General features: G+C 62.5%; 16 protein-coding genes. 8 read left to right on the top strand and 8 right to left on the bottom strand.

Going from position 1 to position 16,093, the window contains the following annotated elements; translation table 11 throughout:
- The first annotated feature begins 116 nt into the window (after positions 1–116).
- From CAF92_RS07330 to hisF, 6 genes are all read left to right on the top strand, one after another.
- On the top strand, positions 117–1,778 hold the full coding sequence (locus tag CAF92_RS07330) for an OFA family MFS transporter (protein ID WP_015268635.1): 1,662 nt from the start codon (positions 117–119) through the stop codon (positions 1,776–1,778).
- A gap of 293 nt (positions 1,779–2,071) precedes the next feature.
- Complete coding sequence (gene hisB, locus CAF92_RS07335; RefSeq protein WP_003255736.1) at positions 2,072–2,665, top strand: imidazoleglycerol-phosphate dehydratase HisB; 594 nt, start codon at positions 2,072–2,074, stop codon at positions 2,663–2,665.
- A complete protein-coding gene (hisH, locus tag CAF92_RS07340) occupies positions 2,666–3,304 on the top strand; it encodes an imidazole glycerol phosphate synthase subunit HisH (protein ID WP_025337371.1) in 639 nt (212 codons plus the stop codon). It abuts the gene before it with no gap.
- On the top strand, positions 3,305–3,565 hold the full coding sequence (locus tag CAF92_RS07345) for a DUF2164 domain-containing protein (protein WP_046614499.1): 261 nt from the start codon (positions 3,305–3,307) through the stop codon (positions 3,563–3,565).
- A gap of 27 nt (positions 3,566–3,592) precedes the next feature.
- On the top strand, positions 3,593–4,330 hold the full coding sequence (gene hisA / locus CAF92_RS07350; protein WP_003257484.1) for a 1-(5-phosphoribosyl)-5-[(5-phosphoribosylamino)methylideneamino]imidazole-4-carboxamide isomerase: 738 nt from the start codon (positions 3,593–3,595) through the stop codon (positions 4,328–4,330).
- A gap of 10 nt (positions 4,331–4,340) precedes the next feature.
- The gene (hisF, locus tag CAF92_RS07355; protein ID WP_025337372.1) at positions 4,341–5,111 is read left to right on the top strand and encodes an imidazole glycerol phosphate synthase subunit HisF; all 771 of its coding nucleotides are present in this window, start codon (positions 4,341–4,343) and stop codon (positions 5,109–5,111) included.
- 135 nt (positions 5,112–5,246) lie between these two features.
- Here hisF and choV read toward each other — a convergent pair whose 3' ends face one another.
- The 3 genes from choV to CAF92_RS07370 all read right to left on the bottom strand — a co-directional run bounded on the left by choV (position 5,247) and on the right by CAF92_RS07370 (position 8,299).
- The gene (gene choV / locus CAF92_RS07360) at positions 5,247–6,425 is read right to left on the bottom strand and encodes a choline ABC transporter ATP-binding protein (protein WP_003257485.1); all 1,179 of its coding nucleotides are present in this window, start codon (positions 6,423–6,425) and stop codon (positions 5,247–5,249) included.
- Positions 6,422–7,270 (bottom strand): choline ABC transporter permease subunit, encoded by an 849-nt coding sequence (gene choW, locus CAF92_RS07365; RefSeq protein ID WP_169774667.1) that lies wholly within the window; start codon positions 7,268–7,270, stop codon positions 6,422–6,424. The genes choV and choW overlap by 4 nt, the downstream gene beginning before the upstream one ends.
- An 81-nt stretch (positions 7,271–7,351) precedes the next feature.
- On the bottom strand, positions 7,352–8,299 hold the full coding sequence (locus tag CAF92_RS07370) for a choline ABC transporter substrate-binding protein (protein WP_046614496.1): 948 nt from the start codon (positions 8,297–8,299) through the stop codon (positions 7,352–7,354).
- Between the two features lie 453 nt (positions 8,300–8,752).
- Here CAF92_RS07370 and CAF92_RS07375 point away from each other — a divergent pair, with 453 nt between their 5' ends.
- Positions 8,753–10,129, top strand: coding sequence for an L-serine ammonia-lyase (locus tag CAF92_RS07375; RefSeq protein ID WP_046614495.1), 1,377 nt, complete (start codon positions 8,753–8,755; stop codon positions 10,127–10,129).
- Positions 10,130–10,648: 519 nt separating this feature from the next.
- Positions 10,649–11,755: a GlxA family transcriptional regulator gene (locus CAF92_RS07380; RefSeq protein ID WP_025337376.1), complete on the top strand. Its 1,107-nt coding sequence runs from the start codon at positions 10,649–10,651 to the stop codon at positions 11,753–11,755.
- 103 nt (positions 11,756–11,858) lie between these two features.
- On the opposite strand, the gene CAF92_RS07385 is transcribed toward CAF92_RS07380, so the two are convergent.
- The 5 genes from CAF92_RS07385 to choX all read right to left on the bottom strand — a co-directional run bounded on the left by CAF92_RS07385 (position 11,859) and on the right by choX (position 15,957).
- On the bottom strand, positions 11,859–12,116 hold the full coding sequence (locus CAF92_RS07385; protein ID WP_046614493.1) for a hypothetical protein: 258 nt from the start codon (positions 12,114–12,116) through the stop codon (positions 11,859–11,861).
- A gap of 419 nt (positions 12,117–12,535) precedes the next feature.
- A complete protein-coding gene (locus tag CAF92_RS07390) occupies positions 12,536–13,012 on the bottom strand; it encodes a thioesterase family protein (protein WP_085600004.1) in 477 nt (158 codons plus the stop codon).
- A gap of 10 nt (positions 13,013–13,022) precedes the next feature.
- Positions 13,023–13,988 carry an L-carnitine dehydrogenase gene (locus tag CAF92_RS07395; RefSeq protein ID WP_085600006.1) on the bottom strand — a complete coding sequence of 322 codons (966 nt, stop codon included), beginning with the start codon at positions 13,986–13,988 and terminating at the stop codon, positions 13,023–13,025.
- An 18-nt stretch (positions 13,989–14,006) separates the two neighbouring features.
- Positions 14,007–14,891, bottom strand: a complete 885-nt coding sequence (locus CAF92_RS07400) for a 3-keto-5-aminohexanoate cleavage protein (RefSeq protein ID WP_046614490.1) — start codon at positions 14,889–14,891, stop codon at positions 14,007–14,009.
- A 121-nt stretch (positions 14,892–15,012) separates the two neighbouring features.
- Entirely contained in the window at positions 15,013–15,957 is a 945-nt protein-coding gene (choX, locus tag CAF92_RS07405) for a choline ABC transporter substrate-binding protein (protein ID WP_085600008.1), read from the bottom strand.
- Positions 15,958–16,093 lie beyond the last annotated feature (136 nt).

Raw genomic sequence — 16,093 nt, forward strand, 5'->3', positions numbered from 1 at the left:
AACATGACCGTTTCAGCCGAGCAAAAATTAACGATATCAGATTGCTTTCACGCTGCTTGATGCTGCTACCCTTGCGCCGCTTTGCCTGCACCCTCCCTATAAGAAGGATCTGATCCATGAGCAGTACCGTCGCGGCGGGGACCTTGGCCAGTGCGCCAGGCTTCCTGTCGAAGGAGCGCATCATCGCCCGTCCGGGCTTCAACCGCTGGCTGGTCCCGCCGGCCGCCCTGGCCATACATCTGTGCATCGGCATGGCCTATGGCTTCTCGGTGTTCTGGCTGCCGCTGTCGCAAGCCCTTGGCATCACCGCTCCAGTTGCCTGCGCAGCGGACATGGGCTTCATGGCCCGTATGTTCAGCGCCGAATGCGATTGGCCGATTTCCATGCTGAGCTGGATCTACACCCTGTTCTTCGTCTTCCTCGGTTGCTCGGCGGCCGTGCTGGGTGGTTGGCTGGAGCACGCGGGCCCGCGCAAGGCCGGCCTGGTGTCGGCACTGTGCTGGTGCGGCGGCATGCTGATTTCAGCGATTGGCGTGAAAACCCACCAGCTGTGGCTGATGTGGCTGGGTTCCGGCGTAATCGGTGGTATCGGCCTGGGCCTGGGCTACATCTCGCCGGTTTCGACCCTGATCAAGTGGTTCCCGGACAAGCGCGGCATGGCCACCGGCATGGCGATCATGGGCTTCGGTGGCGGGGCCATGGTCGGTGCACCGCTGGCCACCGCGCTGATGGGCCATTTCGGCAATGCGCAGGAAGTGGGCGTGTGGCAGAGCTTCGTCGTCATGGCGGCGATCTACTTCGTGTTCATGACCGCCGGTGCCCTGGCGTATCGCGTACCGCCCACCGGCTGGAAGCCAGAAGGCTGGAGCGCCCCAGTGAAGAAAGCTGGCAATACCATGGTCACCGACCGCCACGTACACGTCAGCGTGGCCTGGAAGACCCCGCAGTTCGCGCTGATCTGGCTGGTGCTGTGCCTGAACGTGTCGGCCGGTATCGGCATCCTCGGCATGGCTTCGCCCTTGTTGCAGGAAGTGTTCGCCGGCAAGCTGCTGGGCAACGGGCTGAGCTTCAGTGAGCTGAACAGCGCCCAGCTGGCGCAGATTGCGGCGATCGCCGCCGGCTTCACCGGCCTGCTGAGCCTGTTCAACATCGGCGGGCGGTTCTTCTGGGCGTCGTTCTCGGACTACATTGGCCGCAAGAACACCTATTTCGCCTTCTTTGCCTTGGGCGTAGGCTTGTACAGCCTGGTGCCGAACATGGGGCACCTGGGTAACGTGGCGCTGTTCGTGGCGGCGTTCTGCATCATCCTGTCGATGTACGGTGGTGGGTTTGCCACGGTACCGGCCTACCTGGCCGACCTGTTCGGCACGCAGATGGTCGGCGCCATTCATGGCCGCCTGCTGACTGCCTGGGCAGCGGCGGGGGTTCTGGGGCCGGTGCTTATCACCTACCTGCGCGAGTACCAGTTGGCGGCAGGGGTGGAGCGTGCAGCTGCCTATGACATGACCTTGTACATCCTCGCCGGCCTGTTGGTGCTGGGCTTCGTCTGCAACATGCTGGTGCGGCCGGTGGCCGACAAGCATTTCATGAGCGATGCCGAACTGGCTGCCGAGCGGGCGTTGAGCCATGACAAGGGCGCCGACGGGGCGCGCTCGCTGGAGTGGAAGGCGGCGCCGGGTAGCCTGCCACTGGTGCTGCTGGCCTGGGCAGTGGTGGTCGTGCCGTTGGCCTGGGGCGTTTGGATTACCCTGCAGAAGACGGCTGTGCTGTTCCATTGATCAGTGGTAAAACCGGCTGACTTCGCTGGCTGTACCGGCCCTATCGCCGGCAAGCCAGCTCCCACAGGTACTGCGCAGGCCTTGAGGGCAGCGCGGTCCAAGTGGGAGCTGGCTTGCCGGCGATGGGCTGCAAAGCAGCCCCAGATCATCCCAGGTCACCGGGTTGTATAGACTTGTAACGGTATCCAGCCTGCGTAATTCCTCGTTTTGCCATATGTCATCCGCGTTTCAAGCCAGCGCGTTCTAGGCCTATAATGAAGCCCTTTTCGCCTAATGATTTTGCGGAGCTGGTGATGGTCGAACGTAAGGCTTCCGTCGAGCGCAATACCCTGGAAACCCAGGTCAAGTGCTCGATCAACCTCGATGGCAGTGGCAAGGCCCGATTCGATATCGGTGTGCCTTTCCTTGAACACATGCTGGACCAGATTGCTCGCCATGGGCTGATCGATCTGGATATCGAGTGCAAGGGTGACACGCATATCGACGATCACCATACCGTCGAAGACGTCGGCATCACCCTGGGCATGGCATTCGCCCAGGCCATCGGTGACAAGAAGGGCATCTTCCGCTACGGCCACGCTTATGTGCCTCTGGACGAAGCGCTGTCGCGCGTGGTCATCGACTTCTCCGGTCGCCCGGGCCTGCAGATGCACGTCCCGTATACCCGCGCCAGCGTCGGTGGCTTCGATGTCGACTTGTTCCAGGAGTTCTTCCAGGGCTTCGTCAACCACGCCCTGGTGACCCTGCACATCGACAACCTGCGTGGCCACAACACCCACCACCAGATCGAGACCGTGTTCAAGGCTTTCGGCCGCGCTCTGCGCATGGCCATTACCCTCGACGAGCGCATGGCCGGGCAGATGCCTTCCACCAAAGGGTGCCTGTAAATGCAGACGGTAGCCGTAATCGACTATGGCATGGGCAACCTGCACTCGGTGGCCAAGGCGCTCGAGCATGTAGGGGCCGGTAAGGTGCTGGTCACCAGCGATGCCACGGTCATCCGCGAAGCCGACCGCGTGGTATTCCCGGGCGTGGGCGCGATTCGCGACTGCATGGCCGAAATCCGCCGCCTGGGCTTCGACAGCCTGGTGCGCGAGGTCAGCCAGGATCGCCCGTTCCTCGGCATTTGCGTGGGTATGCAGGCGCTGCTCGACCACAGCGAAGAAAACGACGGTGTCGACTGCATCGGCATGTTCCCCGGCCAGGTGCGCTTCTTCGGCAAAGACCTGCAGGAAGACGGTGAGCACCTGAAGGTGCCGCACATGGGCTGGAACGAAGTCGGCCAGACCAACGACCACCCGCTTTGGCACGACATCCCCGACCGTGCGCGGTTCTACTTCGTGCACAGCTACTACATCAATGCCGGCAAGCCGGCCCAGGTGGTCGGCCGCGGCCATTACGGTGTCGATTTCGCCGCTGCGCTGGCCGATGGCTCGCGCTTTGCCGTGCAGTTCCACCCGGAGAAGAGCCATACCCATGGCCTGCAGCTGCTGCAGAACTTCGTTGCCTGGGACGGGCGCTGGTAAATGAGCAGGTCGAAGACCAAGGCCCCTGTCATCACCCTGGCCCCCGAGCAGGAGCGCGAAGCGCTGCACACGCTCAAGCGCTTCCTCGAAGACCGTTTCGAGCTGGAGCTGGGGTCGTTCGAAGTGGCCGAAGTCCTCGAGTTGTTCAGCAAAGAAATTGCACCCCATTACTACAACAGGGCGATTGCCGATGTTCAGCTGCACCTCAAGGAGCGGTTCGAGAGCATCGAAAGTGATCTGTGGGCGCTCGAGAAGCCCTGAAACCCCAAGAACAGACAGGTTCCCAAGATGCTGATTATCCCCGCTATCGATCTGAAGGACGGTGCCTGCGTGCGCCTGCGCCAGGGCCGCATGGAAGACTCCACGGTATTTTCCGACGACCCGGTGAGCATGGCCGCCAAGTGGGTCGAGGGTGGCTGCCGCCGCCTGCACCTGGTCGACCTCAACGGCGCCTTCGAAGGCCAGCCGGTCAACGGTGAAGTGGTCACCGCCATTGCCAAGCGCTACCCGACCCTGCCGATCCAGATCGGCGGAGGCATCCGCTCGCTGGAAACCATCGAGCATTACGTCAAGGCCGGCGTCAGCTACGTGATCATCGGCACCAAGGCGGTCAAGCAGCCGGAGTTCGTTGCCGAAGCGTGCAAGGCCTTCCCGGGCAAGGTCATCGTTGGCCTGGACGCCAAGGATGGCTTCGTCGCCACCGACGGCTGGGCTGAAGTGAGCTCGGTTCAGGTCATCGACCTGGCCAAGCGTTTCGAGGCCGATGGCGTCTCGGCGATCGTCTACACCGACATCGCCAAGGACGGCATGATGCAGGGCTGCAACGTGCCGTTCACCAAGGCACTGGCAGAAGCCACCTCGATCCCCGTGATCGCCTCGGGCGGCATCCACAACCTGGGCGACATCAAGGCCCTGCTGGACGCCAAGGCCCCGGGCATCATCGGCGCCATCACCGGCCGTGCCATCTACGAAGGCACTCTCGATGTCGCCGAGGCCCAGGCCTTCTGCGACAACTACCAAGGCTGAGGACTGAACCATGGCACTGGCCAAGCGCATCATCCCTTGCCTGGACGTGGACAACGGCCGGGTGGTCAAGGGCGTCAAGTTCGAGAACATCCGTGATGCCGGCGACCCGGTGGAAATCGCCCGTCGCTACGACGAGCAAGGTGCCGACGAAATCACCTTCCTCGACATCACCGCCAGCGTCGATGGCCGCGACACCACGCTGCATACCGTCGAGCGCATGGCCAGCCAGGTGTTCATCCCGCTGACCGTGGGCGGTGGCGTGCGCACTGTGCAGGACATCCGCAACCTGCTCAATGCCGGTGCCGACAAGGTCTCGATCAACACGGCCGCAGTGTTCAACCCGGAGTTTGTCGGCGAGGCAGCGGACCGTTTCGGTTCGCAGTGCATCGTTGTCGCCATCGACGCCAAGAAGGTGTCCGGGCCGGGTGAGCAACCGCGCTGGGAGATTTTCACCCACGGCGGGCGCAAACCGACCGGGCTGGATGCCGTTGAATGGGCGAAGAAGATGGAAGGCCTGGGGGCTGGCGAGATCCTGCTGACCAGCATGGACCAGGACGGCATGAAGAACGGCTTCGACCTGGGCGTTACCCGTGCGATCAGTGATGCGCTGGGTATTCCGGTGATTGCCTCGGGTGGGGTGGGTAACCTGCAGCACCTGGCTGACGGTATTCTGGAAGGGCACGCCAGTGCGGTTCTGGCGGCCAGCATCTTCCACTTTGGTGAGTACACAGTGCCGGAAGCCAAGGCCTACATGGCTTCGCGCGGGATCGTCGTTCGCTGATCGATTAATTGGGGCTGCTTTGCAGCCCATCGCCGGCAAGCCAGCTCCCACAGGGACCGCACAAGGCTCAGGGCCTGCGCTGCCAATGTAAGAGCTGGCTTGCCGGCGATGGGCCGCAACGCGGCCCCAATGGCATCAACCGTGATTCTTGCCGAGCAATGCGTGGTACAGCTCGGTATCCCCAAGAATCCCCACCACCTTGTCGTTGTCCTGCAACACCAGCTTGTTGCCGGTCTGGTAACGAATCTGTAGCGCCTCGCGCATGCCGATATCGGCATTGACCAACGTTGGGCGGCGGCCCAGCAGCTCAACATCCTGCCCAGGTGCCCAGTTCTGCAGGTCCAGCCCGTTCTGCCCTTGGCGTGCGCGCTTGATCGAGCCACCTTCGCCCAGGTCCAGCCACGAGTCGATACCCGGGTCCAGGCATACCGAACCATTCACCCGCTTGCAGTTGTCCAGGCTGCGCATCAGGCTGCGCCCGCACAGCACGTTCAGCGGGTTGGTGTGGGCGACGAAGGTACGTACATACTCGTCGGCCGGGTTGAGCACGATCTCTTCCGGCTTGCTGTACTGGATGATCCGGCCATCCTTCATGATGGCGATGCGGCTACCCAGCTTCAGCGCCTCGTCCAGGTCGTGGCTGACGAACACGATGGTCTTGCTCAGCTTCGCCTGCAGACCAAGCAACTCGTCCTGCAGGCCCTGGCGGATCAGCGGATCCAGTGCCGAAAACGGTTCGTCCATCAGCAGGATGTCGGCATCCATCGCCAGCGCCCGGGCCAGGCCCACGCGCTGCTGCATGCCACCAGACAGTTCGTCCGGTTTCTTGTTGCGCCACTGGGTCAGGCCCACCAGCTCGAGCTTCTCGTCGACCAGCTTGCGCCGTTCCTTCTCGGGGCGGCCCTGCATTTCCAGGCCAAAGCTGATGTTCTCGCGCACGGTCAGCCAAGGCATCAGGGCGAATTTCTGGAACACCATGGCAATGCGCTTGGTGCGCATCATCTTCAGCTCGGCGGGGGTGCAGTGGGCAATGTCGATATGCTTGCCTTCGTGCTCGACGAACAGCTTGCCGCGGCTGACGGTGTTCAGGCCGTTGATGCAGCGCAGCAAACTCGACTTGCCCGAACCGGACAGGCCCATCAGCACACAGATCTCGCCTTTCTGGATATCCAGGTTGGCCTTCTCGACACCCACCACCAGGCCGGTCTGCTTGAGGATCTGCTCGCGGGTCTGGCCCTGGTCGAGCAGGGCCAGCGCTTCGCGCGGCTTGTTGGAGAAGATGACGTCGACGTCTTCGAAACGAATGATGCTCATGCTTCACCCCTTACCGGCAGGTCCGGTTGCTTGCAGATACGGTCGAGCATGATCGCCAGCAGCACGATCGCCAGGCCCGCTTCGAAGCCCAGGGAAATATCGGCGGTGTTCAGTGCGTTGACCACAGGTTTGCCCAGGCCGTCAGCGCCGACCAGAGCGGCGATCACCACCATCGACAGCGACAGCATGATGCACTGGGTAACGCCGGCGGCGATGCTTGGCATCGCGTGCGGCAGTTCGATACGGGTGAGCAGCTGGCGTCGCGAGCAGCCAAACGCCTTGCCGGCGTCCATCAGCTCCTGCGGGACGTCGCAGATGCCCAGATAGGTGAGACGGATCGGCGCGGCGATGGCGAACACCACCGTCGAGATCAGCCCCGGCACCACACCCAGGCCGAACAGGGTCAGGGTGGGGATCAGGTAGACGAAGGTAGGTACCGTCTGCATCAGGTCGAGTACCGGGCGCATGGCGGTATAGAACATCGGTTTGTGCGCGGCGACGATGCCCAGTGGCACGCCGATGGCCACGCAAACCACTGTGGCGAAGGTGACCTGCGCCAGGGTTTCCATGGTTTCCTGCCAGTAACCCAGGTTGAGGATCAGCAGGAACGACAAGGCCACGAATGCGGTCAGCGCCCACTTGCGCTGAATGAAATGCGCCAAGGCGGCGAACAGAGCGATGAGCACGAACGGATTGAAGAAAGTCAGGGCGCTGGTGACGCCATGGATCATGAACTCCAGGCCTTGCGCGATGGCGTCGAAGTAATTCGCGCCGTTCTGGGTCAGCCACTCGACGAACGACGCGATGTACTGGCCCAGGGGTATTTTCTGATCGATAAGCATGATAGCGAGCTTCCACCTGCATAGATTGAAATCAACCCGGGGCAGGCATGGGCCTGCCCCGAGGTAGCGCTATTGCGTATTTCGTTATTGCGTCAGCTTGGCCTTGGCCGCCTCAAGGCCGGGTTTGCCATCCACGGTGGTTACGCCGGCCAGCCAGGCATCCAGTTTGCCAGGGTTGTCCTTGAGCCACTTCTTGGCCGCCGCCTCGGGTTTCATCTTGTCGTCCAGGACATAGCCCATCATGGTGCTTTCATCCTTGAGCTCGAACGACAGGTTCTTCAACAGCTGGCCAACGTTGCTGCATTCCTGCACATAGCCCTTGCGGGTGTTGGTCAATACGGTCGCCTTGCCAAAGTCGGGGCCGAAGAACTCGTCCCCGCCGGTCAGGTACTGCATCTTGAAGCGAGTGTTCATCGGGTGCGGTTCCCAGCCGAGGAACACGATGGCCTCGCCGCGCTTCTGCGCACGGTCAACCTGCGACAGCATGCCGGCCTCGCTGGACTGGACGATCTTGAAGCCGGCGTCCTTCAGGCCGAAGGCGTTCTTGTCGATCATGCTCTGGATGGTGCGGTTGCCATCGTTGCCGGGCTCGATGCCGTAGATCTTGCCGTCCAGCTCCTTCTTGAACTTGGGAATGTCGCTGAAATCCTTCAGGCCCTTGTCATACAGCGCCTGGGGTACGGCCAAGGTGTACTTGGCGTTTTCCAGGTTGGCGCGCACTGTTTCGACAGTGCCGGCGTCGCGGTACTGCTTGATGTCGTTCTCCATGGTCGGCATCCAGTTGCCGAGAAACACGTCCAGGTCCTTGCCGGTGGCCAGCGACTTGTAGGTCACCGGTACCGAGATCATGGTGGTGTGGGTCTTGTAACCCAGTGCTTCGAGCACAACGCTGGTGGTCGCGGTGGTTACAGTGATGTCGGTCCAGCCGACATCCGAGAACCGTACCGTCTGACATTGCTCGGGTTCGGCGGCCTGGGCCAGCAAAGGCGCGGACAGCAACGCAACCAGCAACAGCGAGGGTGAACCTTTCATGGATGGACTCCTGTGATTTTGTCTTCGGGTTCGCGTGGGTCGCCGGGCTTTCTCAGGGTCCGGTCGACCAGGCCTGCAGAGGGCAGGATGCGTGGCCGTGCTTTACGAGTCGCTTTCGATAATCCTCCAGCGCTGGGCAATCGCCTACTGGTGGGGTCGTAACCAGTACGGAACGGGTCGTATCCAGTATGGGCGATGTCGCTTATGGATTTTTCCACCCCCTCAGCCGCATTTTTACGTCACCAGGCCGCCGGAAAGCGGCGTGGCGAGGGCAGCTCCCCGGTAGAAAACAGCGCGGCGCTGCTGGACAAAAGTACGTCGGTTGCAGACGGCGAGGGGGTTGGTAAAAGCCCGATGATGCGTGCATTCAAGGCGGCCCGCTGCTTCAGCCTAGCAGCTGCCCCGCCCTGCGCATGGCGCGCAGAGACAAGCCCAGCAAGAGGTGATTCGACAATGGCCATCAGCGTGTTCGACCTGTTCAAGATCGGTGTCGGGCCCTCCAGCTCCCACACCGTCGGCCCCATGCGTGCTGGCGCCCTGTTCGTCCAGGGCCTGCGCGAACGCGGCGAGCTGGAACGTGTGAAGCGGATCGAAGTGCGCCTGTATGGCTCGCTGTCGGCCACGGGGGTGGGGCATGGCACCGACAATGCCACCATCATGGGCCTGATGGGTGAATGGCCGGACGCCATCGACCCGACCCAGATCGCGCCGCGTATCGCCGACCTGCGCGAAACCAACACCCTGCAGCTGGACAGCCGCCTGCCCATCGAATTCGTCTGGGCCCGCGACATGCTGCTGCTGGACGAGAACCTGCCGTACCACCCCAACGCGATGACCCTGATCGCCGAAGGCGAGCAGGGCGAGCTGCATCGCGACACCTATTACTCGGTGGGTGGCGGCTTCGTGGTTGATGCCGCTCAGGCCGCCAGTGGCGTACTGGATGCCGACCAGACGGTGCTGCCGTACGACTTCAACAGCGCCGCCGAACTGCTGCGCCTGTGCAAGCAAAACGACCTCAGCGTGTCGCAATTGATGATGGCCAACGAGAAGGTCTGGCGCAGCGAGGAAGAGATCCGCGCCGGCTTGCACAAGCTGTGGGAAGCCATGCAGGAATGCGTCAACAACGGCCTCAAGTACGAAGGCACGCTGCCCGGCGGGTTGAACGTGCGCCGCCGCGCCGCAAAGCTGCACCGCAGCCTGCAGGAAATCGGCAAGCCCAACGTGATCGGCTCGACCATGAGCGCCATGGAATGGGTCAACCTGTTCGCCTTGGCGGTCAACGAAGAAAACGCCGCCGGTGGGCGCATGGTGACCGCGCCGACCAACGGTGCGGCGGGCATCATCCCGGCGGTGCTGCACTATTACATGCGCTTCAGCGATGCGGTGGATGAATCCAGCGTGGTCGACTTCTTCCTCGGTGCTGCCGCGGTGGGCATCCTGTGCAAGAAGAATGCGTCGATCTCCGGTGCCGAAGTGGGCTGCCAGGGTGAAGTCGGCTCGGCTTGCGCCATGGCAGCAGCGGGCCTTGCCCAAGTACTGGGCGCGACCCCGCCTCAGGTGGAGAACGCTGCCGAAATTGCCCTGGAGCACAACCTGGGCCTGACCTGCGACCCGGTCGGCGGGTTGGTACAGGTGCCATGCATCGAGCGCAACGCGATTGCTGCGGTAAAGGCCATCAACGCGGTGCAGATGGCCCTGCGTGGTGATGGCGAGCACTTCATTTCCCTCGACCAGGTAATCCGCACCATGCGCGATACCGGGGCCGACATGCACGACAAGTACAAAGAGACCTCGCGCGGTGGTTTGGCAGTCAGCGCGATCGAGTGCTGATAGCTTTATCTGACATCAAGGGCCTCTTCGCGGGTGAACCCGCTCCCACAGGTACTGCGTTGCTCTCGCTCGCGGTGCTGTACATGTGGGAGCGGGTTTACCCGCGAAGACGCCCTTGAGTTTGAGGCAGGTGCAGCACCGCCCCCCAATGCCCCCTAATGGTGCAAGCGCGGCGCATACCGATCGTCGGGTGTCGTTATCAGTGTGGGCGTTGTCGGTGACACTCAATAGTGTCGTTTCTGGGCATCCTACACTGCGCGTGTCACCAAATTGCTCAGCCGTTACACGCACAGCGCCTAGCACGCCCGTTCTACGAAGATTGGCCAACTCGATCAAAGCACCTGATTTGTCTAACAAAGGCGTCGTTTTCAGGTTTTTTTGGATAGCCGTTCAATTTCAGGCACGGCGTTTGCGTTGAGATTGGCACCAAGGCCCCTGCACATGAAACCGGGGCCATACATAACAAGAAATCAGTGCTCGCCTGAGGCACACCCTGCATTTGTGTGAGGAGAAATCGCGATGACGTCGTACACCTCCGGGAACCCAACCCAGAACCGCACAGCCCCCCAGTCCATCGGGTTTCTCCTACTGGACAATTTCACCCTCATTTCCCTGGCATCGGCCGTGGAGCCGCTGCGCATGGCCAACCAGCTTTCCGGCCGCGAACTGTACCGCTGGCACACCCTCACCGCCGATGGTGGGCAGGTGTGGGCCAGCGATGGCTTGCAGATAACCCCTGACGCCGCCATGCACAGTGCGCCGCCCATCGATACCGTGATTGTCTGTGGCGGCGTGGGCATCCAGCGCAGCGTTACCCGCGAGCATGTCACCTGGTTGCAAACCCAGGCCCGTCAGTCGCGCCGTCTGGGCGCGGTATGTACCGGTAGCTGGGCCTTGGCCTGTGCGGGTCTGCTGGATGGTTTCGATTGCAGCGTGCACTGGGAATGCCTGGCGGCCATGCAGGAGGCCTACCCGCGGGTCAACATGAGTACCCGCCTGTTCACCCTCGACCGTAACCGCTTTACCAGCTCCGGCGGCACCGCGCCGCTGGACATGATGCTGCACCTGATCAGCCGCGACCACGGCCGTGAACTGTCGGCAGCGATTTCCGAAATGTTCGTCTACGAGCGCATCCGCAACGAGCAGGATCACCAGCGCGTGCCGCTCAAGCACATGCTTGGCACCAACCAGCCTAAGCTGCAGGAAATCGTCGCGTTGATGGAGGCCAACCTTGAAGAGCCGATCGACCTGGACGAACTGGCAGTGTACGTGTCGGTATCGCGCCGGCAGCTCGAGCGCCTGTTCCAGAAGTACCTGCACTGTTCGCCGTCGCGTTACTACCTGAAGCTGCGCCTGATCCGCGCCCGGCAGCTGCTGAAGCAGACGCCGATGTCGATCATCGAAGTGGCGTCGGTGTGCGGCTTCGTGTCTACCCCCCACTTCTCCAAGTGCTACCGCGAGTACTTCGGTATTCCGCCGCGTGACGAGCGCGTGGGCTCCAACACTGCGCAGCAGGTGGCGATGATGCCGATCCCGCAAGCCATGACCCTGTCGCCGCACAGCGGGCCGATGGCAGCCCTGAGCCAGGCGCGCAACGAGTCGACCTTTGCCAGTGTAAGGCTCTGAAACGGGACCGGCCTCTTCGCGGGTAAACCCGCTCCCACAGGTACTGGTGCGATACCTGTGGGAGCGGGTTTACCCGCGAAGAGGCCAGTACAGGAAAAATCAGTCAGGCGCGCTTGTTGAACTGCGCCAACGCCGGCAACAGCTGTTTGTCGATGGCCTGGCGCACCGCCGGCAGGATCGTCGCACTACCGGTATACATCTGCTCCACCATCCCCTTCAGCGCCCGTGCATTGGGCTCGGTCAGCCCACGCACTACCGCTTCGCACGCCTGCTCGGCAGTAGCGCCGGCCGGAATCTCGAACCCGCGCGCCCGCAGGTGGCCTGCCAGATCGTCCTGGTCAATCAAATCCGCATGCATCATGGCTGTTGTCCCTTTTATCGCTAAGAGAGTGCTGCTGTGATTTACGACCGATTCTGTGACGCTGGCGACATGCCCGCAACAACAGAATGGCGCCATGGCTGCTTTGGCTAAGAACAGGTCGTTCCCGGCTAATTCCACCTGCCGGGAAGTGCGCAAACTCAAGCCATCTACCGCAACGGAGGGTTTGGTCACCCTCGTTCGTGCACAGTGGATGTTGCTCGCTCTTGGCCCCGGATGCTCACGGCTTTCCGGGGTTATTTTTTGCCCGAAGCAACACCGCCGCCGCTGTTGGCACACTGTCTTACTCAATGCTTGAAGGCTTGCATGCCCTCTGTGGGAGCGGGTTCACCCGCGAATGCGTCGGTAGCTCATCATCGCATTCGCGGGTGAACCCGCTCCCACAGGGTACGCAGTTTTGTTCAGGGCCGGGTGTTCAAACCCATCATACGTCCGAGGAACTCGGCCGGTGGCAGATCCTGTTGTTCATCCACCAACCCCTGCAGCAATCCGGCACTACGCTCACTGAACGGTGCCGACTTCGGCCCCGCCAGGTCAACATGCAGCAGCATCTGCTCGCTGGCCGCCAGTGCCTCGTCGAGCCCCGCCCGGTGCAGGCTGTGGTAGACATGCAGGCGCTTGCGATCGAAGCCGATGATCTGCGTCTGCACCCACACCTCGGTACCCAGCTTCACTTCGTGCAGGTAGTTTATGTGCGCTTCCAGGGTGAACAGCGAGTTACCGCTCTGGCCGCGGCTGTCGGCATCCAGGCCGATGCGCTCCATCAGCGCGTCGGTGGCGTAGCTGAAGATCAGCAGGTAGTAGGCATCACGCAGGTGCCCGTTGTAGTCGACCCAGTCTTCCTGGACCGGGGTACGGTAGGTGATCAGTGCGGGCATCGCGGTCTCCTCAGTCGCCGAAAGCCATACCGTGCTTGGCCTTGCTGGTCTTCACCGCTTCCAGCACTGCCAACAGGGTGTCATCACGATAGCGCTCCAGCGCGGCGATGCTGTGGTCGCCCAGTTGTTCGGAGGTCCCTTCGACCACATCGTCGATCAGCTTGTCGGTCAGCTCTGGTGCCGGCAGATAAGTCCACGGCAGTTGCAGCGCCGGGCCGAACTGGGCCATGAAGTGACGCATGCCTGCGTCACCACCGGCCAGGGTGTAGGTGAGGAACGTGCCCATGAACGACCAGCGCAGGCCGGCGCCGAAGCGGATGGCATCGTCGATTTCGCCGGTGCTGGCCACGCCGTCGTTGACCAGGTGCAGGGCTTCGCGCCACAGGGCTTCGAGCAGGCGGTCGGCGATGAACCCGGGCACTTCCTTGCGTACGTGCAGCGGGCGCATGCCCAGGGCGGTGTAGATGGTTTTGGCAGCTTCGATGGCCTCGGGGGCGGTGCGGTTGCCACCGACGATTTCCACCAGCGGCAGCAGGTACACCGGGTTGAACGGGTGGCCGACCACGCAGCGCTCGGGGTGGGTGGCAGATTCGTAGAACTCGCTGGGCAGCAGGCCCGAGGTGCTGGAACCGATGATTGCATCGGGTTTTGCGGCAGCGCTGACCTTTGCGTGCAGGTCGAGCTTCAGGTCCAGGCGTTCAGGGGCGCTTTCCTGGATGAAATCGGCATCGCGAACGCATTCCTCGATAGTGTCGACGAACTTCAGGCGTTGTTGTGAAGCGCCTGGTGCCAGGCCTTGCTTTTCCAATGCCGGCCAGGCGTTGGCGATGCGCTTGCGCAAGGCCTGCTCGGCGCCTGGCGCCGGGTCCCAGGCGACCACGTCCAGGCCGTGGGCCAGGGCGCGCGCAACCCAGCCGCTGCCGATCACGCCACTACCCAGGGCGGCGAAGGTCTTGATCTCGGTGATGAAGGTCATGTTGGGCTCCTGAAAGTGTCAGCGGCGTTTGAGGTTCATCTTTTCCCGGCCTTCTGCCGGGGTCAGCACGCGGGCGCCAAGGCGCGAAATGATCTCCACCGCGCGCTCGACCAACTGGCCGTTGCTGGCCAACACGCCACGGTCCAGATACAGGTTGTCCTCCAGGCCCACCCGCACGTTGCCGCCCAGCAGCACGGCCTGTGCGGCCATCGGCATCTGCATGCGGCCGATTCCGAACCCGGCCCAGGTGACGTTGGCCGGCAAGTTGTCGACCATCGCCTTCATGGTGGTGGTATCAGCCGGCGCGCCCCACGGGATGCCCAGGCACAGCTGGAACAGCGGGTCGTCGAGCAGGCCTTCCTTCATCATTTGCTTGGCGAACCACAGGTGGCCGGTGTCGAAGATTTCCAGCTCGGCTTTTACCCCCAGCTCGGTTATGCGCTTGGCGCCAGCGCGCAGTTGCGCCGGGGTGGAGACGTAGATCGAGTTGCCGTCGCCGAAGTTGAGGGTGCCGCAGTCGAGGGTGCAGATCTCCGGCAGCAATGCTTCGACATGCGCCAGGCGCTCCAGGGGGCCGATCAGGTCGGTGCCCGGGCCGAATTCCAGTGGTGTTTCACCTGGGCCGATTTCCAGGTCGCCACCCATGCCCGCGGTAAGGTTGACGATGATGTCCACGTCGGCTTCGCGGATGCGTTCCATGACTTCGCGATACAGCGCCACATCACGGCTGAAACGGCCGGTTTGCGGGTCGCGCACGTGGCAGTGGACCACGGTGGCGCCGGCTTTGGCGGCCTCTACGGCAGACTCGGCGATCTGCTTGGGGGTCACTGGAACAAGGTGGCTTTTCGAGGCGGTGTCGCCGGCGCCGGTGAGGGCGCAGGTGATGATGACGTCGTGGTTCATGACGGGGTTCCTTGTGGTGTCTGGTGGCCTTTTCGCGGGTAAACCCGCTCCCACAGGGAACGATGTTGCCCCTGGCATGTGCATGACTTGTGGGAGCGGGTTTACCCGCGAATGGGCCGGATCAGTTGGCAGTGAGGTTTAGGTTGTCGGCAGCCGGCTTGCCATCGAAGGTGGTCACACCCTCGAGCCAGCGGGCCTTGTCCTCGGGGTGGTCCTTGAGCCACTGGCGGGCCGATTCCAGTGCATCCTTGTGGTCGAGCAGCGGCTGCATCATGCGGCTCTCGTCCTCGGCGCTGAAGTTCAGGTTCGCCAGCAGGCGGTGGGCATTGGGGCAGCGTTCGGCGTAGTCTGGCGCAGTCACCGTCCACACTGTCGCGCGGCCTTCGTCAGGGCCCAGGGCGTCCTGGCTGTCGCCCAGGTAGACCATGTCGATATTCACGTTCATCGGGTGCGGTGCCCAGCCAAAGAACACCACGGCCTCGTTGCGCCGCACTGCACGGTCGACGGCGGCGAGCATGCCGGCCTCGCTGGATTCGACCAGCTGGAACTTGCCCAGGCCGAACTGGTTCTTGGCTATCATCGCCTTGATCTGGGTGTTGGCGCCGGAACCCGGTTCGATGCCGTAGATTTTCCCGCCCAGTTCCTTTTCGAACTTGTGGATGTCGGCGAAGGTCTTCAGGCCCTTGTCGGCCAGGTACTTGGGTACTGCCAGGGTGGCGCGGGCGTCTTCCAGGCTGGGCTTGTCGAGCACCTTGACCTGCTTGGCGTCGACGAACGGGGTGATGGTCTGGGTCATGATCGGGTTCCAGTAACCCAGGAACATGTCCAGGCGTTTGTCGCGGATGCCGGCGAAGATGATCTGCTGCGAGGCGCTGGTCTGCTTGGTCTGGTAGCCAAGGCCATCGAGCAGCACCTGGGCCATGGCGCTGGTGGCGATGACATCGGTCCAGTTGACCACGCCCAGACGGACGTTCTTGCAGGCCGCAGGCTCGGCGGCGAATAGTGGGGAAGTGGCGATGCTGCTCAGGGTAAGGGTCAACAGGCTGCGGCGGATCAAGCTGTGCATGGTGGCTCTCCATCGGCAGTGCATATTGTTATTGGGGTTCGACCTCTCTGGGTCGTATGAAGAAGCTACGCTGCTGTCAGGGTGGAAAATCGCACCCTGGCGACCAACATTTGCACGGAGGCGACCACCTTTGCCG

Origin of the sequence: Pseudomonas sp. B10(2017) (genome assembly GCF_002113295.1) — a bacterium.
In the GTDB taxonomy this organism is placed as follows: domain Bacteria; phylum Pseudomonadota; class Gammaproteobacteria; order Pseudomonadales; family Pseudomonadaceae; genus Aquipseudomonas; species Aquipseudomonas pudica.

Coding starts and splice junctions, on each gene's coding strand:
- hisB (WP_003255736.1), top strand. CDS start 2,072: ATGGTCGAACGTAAGGCTTCCGTCGAGCGCAATACCCTGGAAACCCAG.
- CAF92_RS07385 (WP_046614493.1), bottom strand. CDS start 12,116: ATGATGCATGCGGATTTGATTGACCAGGACGATCTGGCAGGCCACCTG.
- CAF92_RS07400 (WP_046614490.1), bottom strand. CDS start 14,891: ATGAACCACGACGTCATCATCACCTGCGCCCTCACCGGCGCCGGCGAC.
- CAF92_RS07375 (WP_046614495.1), top strand. CDS start 8,753: ATGGCCATCAGCGTGTTCGACCTGTTCAAGATCGGTGTCGGGCCCTCC.
- choX (WP_085600008.1), bottom strand. CDS start 15,957: ATGCACAGCTTGATCCGCCGCAGCCTGTTGACCCTTACCCTGAGCAGC.
- CAF92_RS07395 (WP_085600006.1), bottom strand. CDS start 13,988: ATGACCTTCATCACCGAGATCAAGACCTTCGCCGCCCTGGGTAGTGGC.
- hisA (WP_003257484.1), top strand. CDS start 3,593: ATGCTGATTATCCCCGCTATCGATCTGAAGGACGGTGCCTGCGTGCGC.
- hisF (WP_025337372.1), top strand. CDS start 4,341: ATGGCACTGGCCAAGCGCATCATCCCTTGCCTGGACGTGGACAACGGC.
- CAF92_RS07380 (WP_025337376.1), top strand. CDS start 10,649: ATGACGTCGTACACCTCCGGGAACCCAACCCAGAACCGCACAGCCCCC.
- choV (WP_003257485.1), bottom strand. CDS start 6,425: ATGAGCATCATTCGTTTCGAAGACGTCGACGTCATCTTCTCCAACAAG.
- CAF92_RS07330 (WP_015268635.1), top strand. CDS start 117: ATGAGCAGTACCGTCGCGGCGGGGACCTTGGCCAGTGCGCCAGGCTTC.
- CAF92_RS07370 (WP_046614496.1), bottom strand. CDS start 8,299: ATGAAAGGTTCACCCTCGCTGTTGCTGGTTGCGTTGCTGTCCGCGCCT.
- CAF92_RS07345 (WP_046614499.1), top strand. CDS start 3,305: ATGAGCAGGTCGAAGACCAAGGCCCCTGTCATCACCCTGGCCCCCGAG.
- CAF92_RS07390 (WP_085600004.1), bottom strand. CDS start 13,012: ATGCCCGCACTGATCACCTACCGTACCCCGGTCCAGGAAGACTGGGTC.
- hisH (WP_025337371.1), top strand. CDS start 2,666: ATGCAGACGGTAGCCGTAATCGACTATGGCATGGGCAACCTGCACTCG.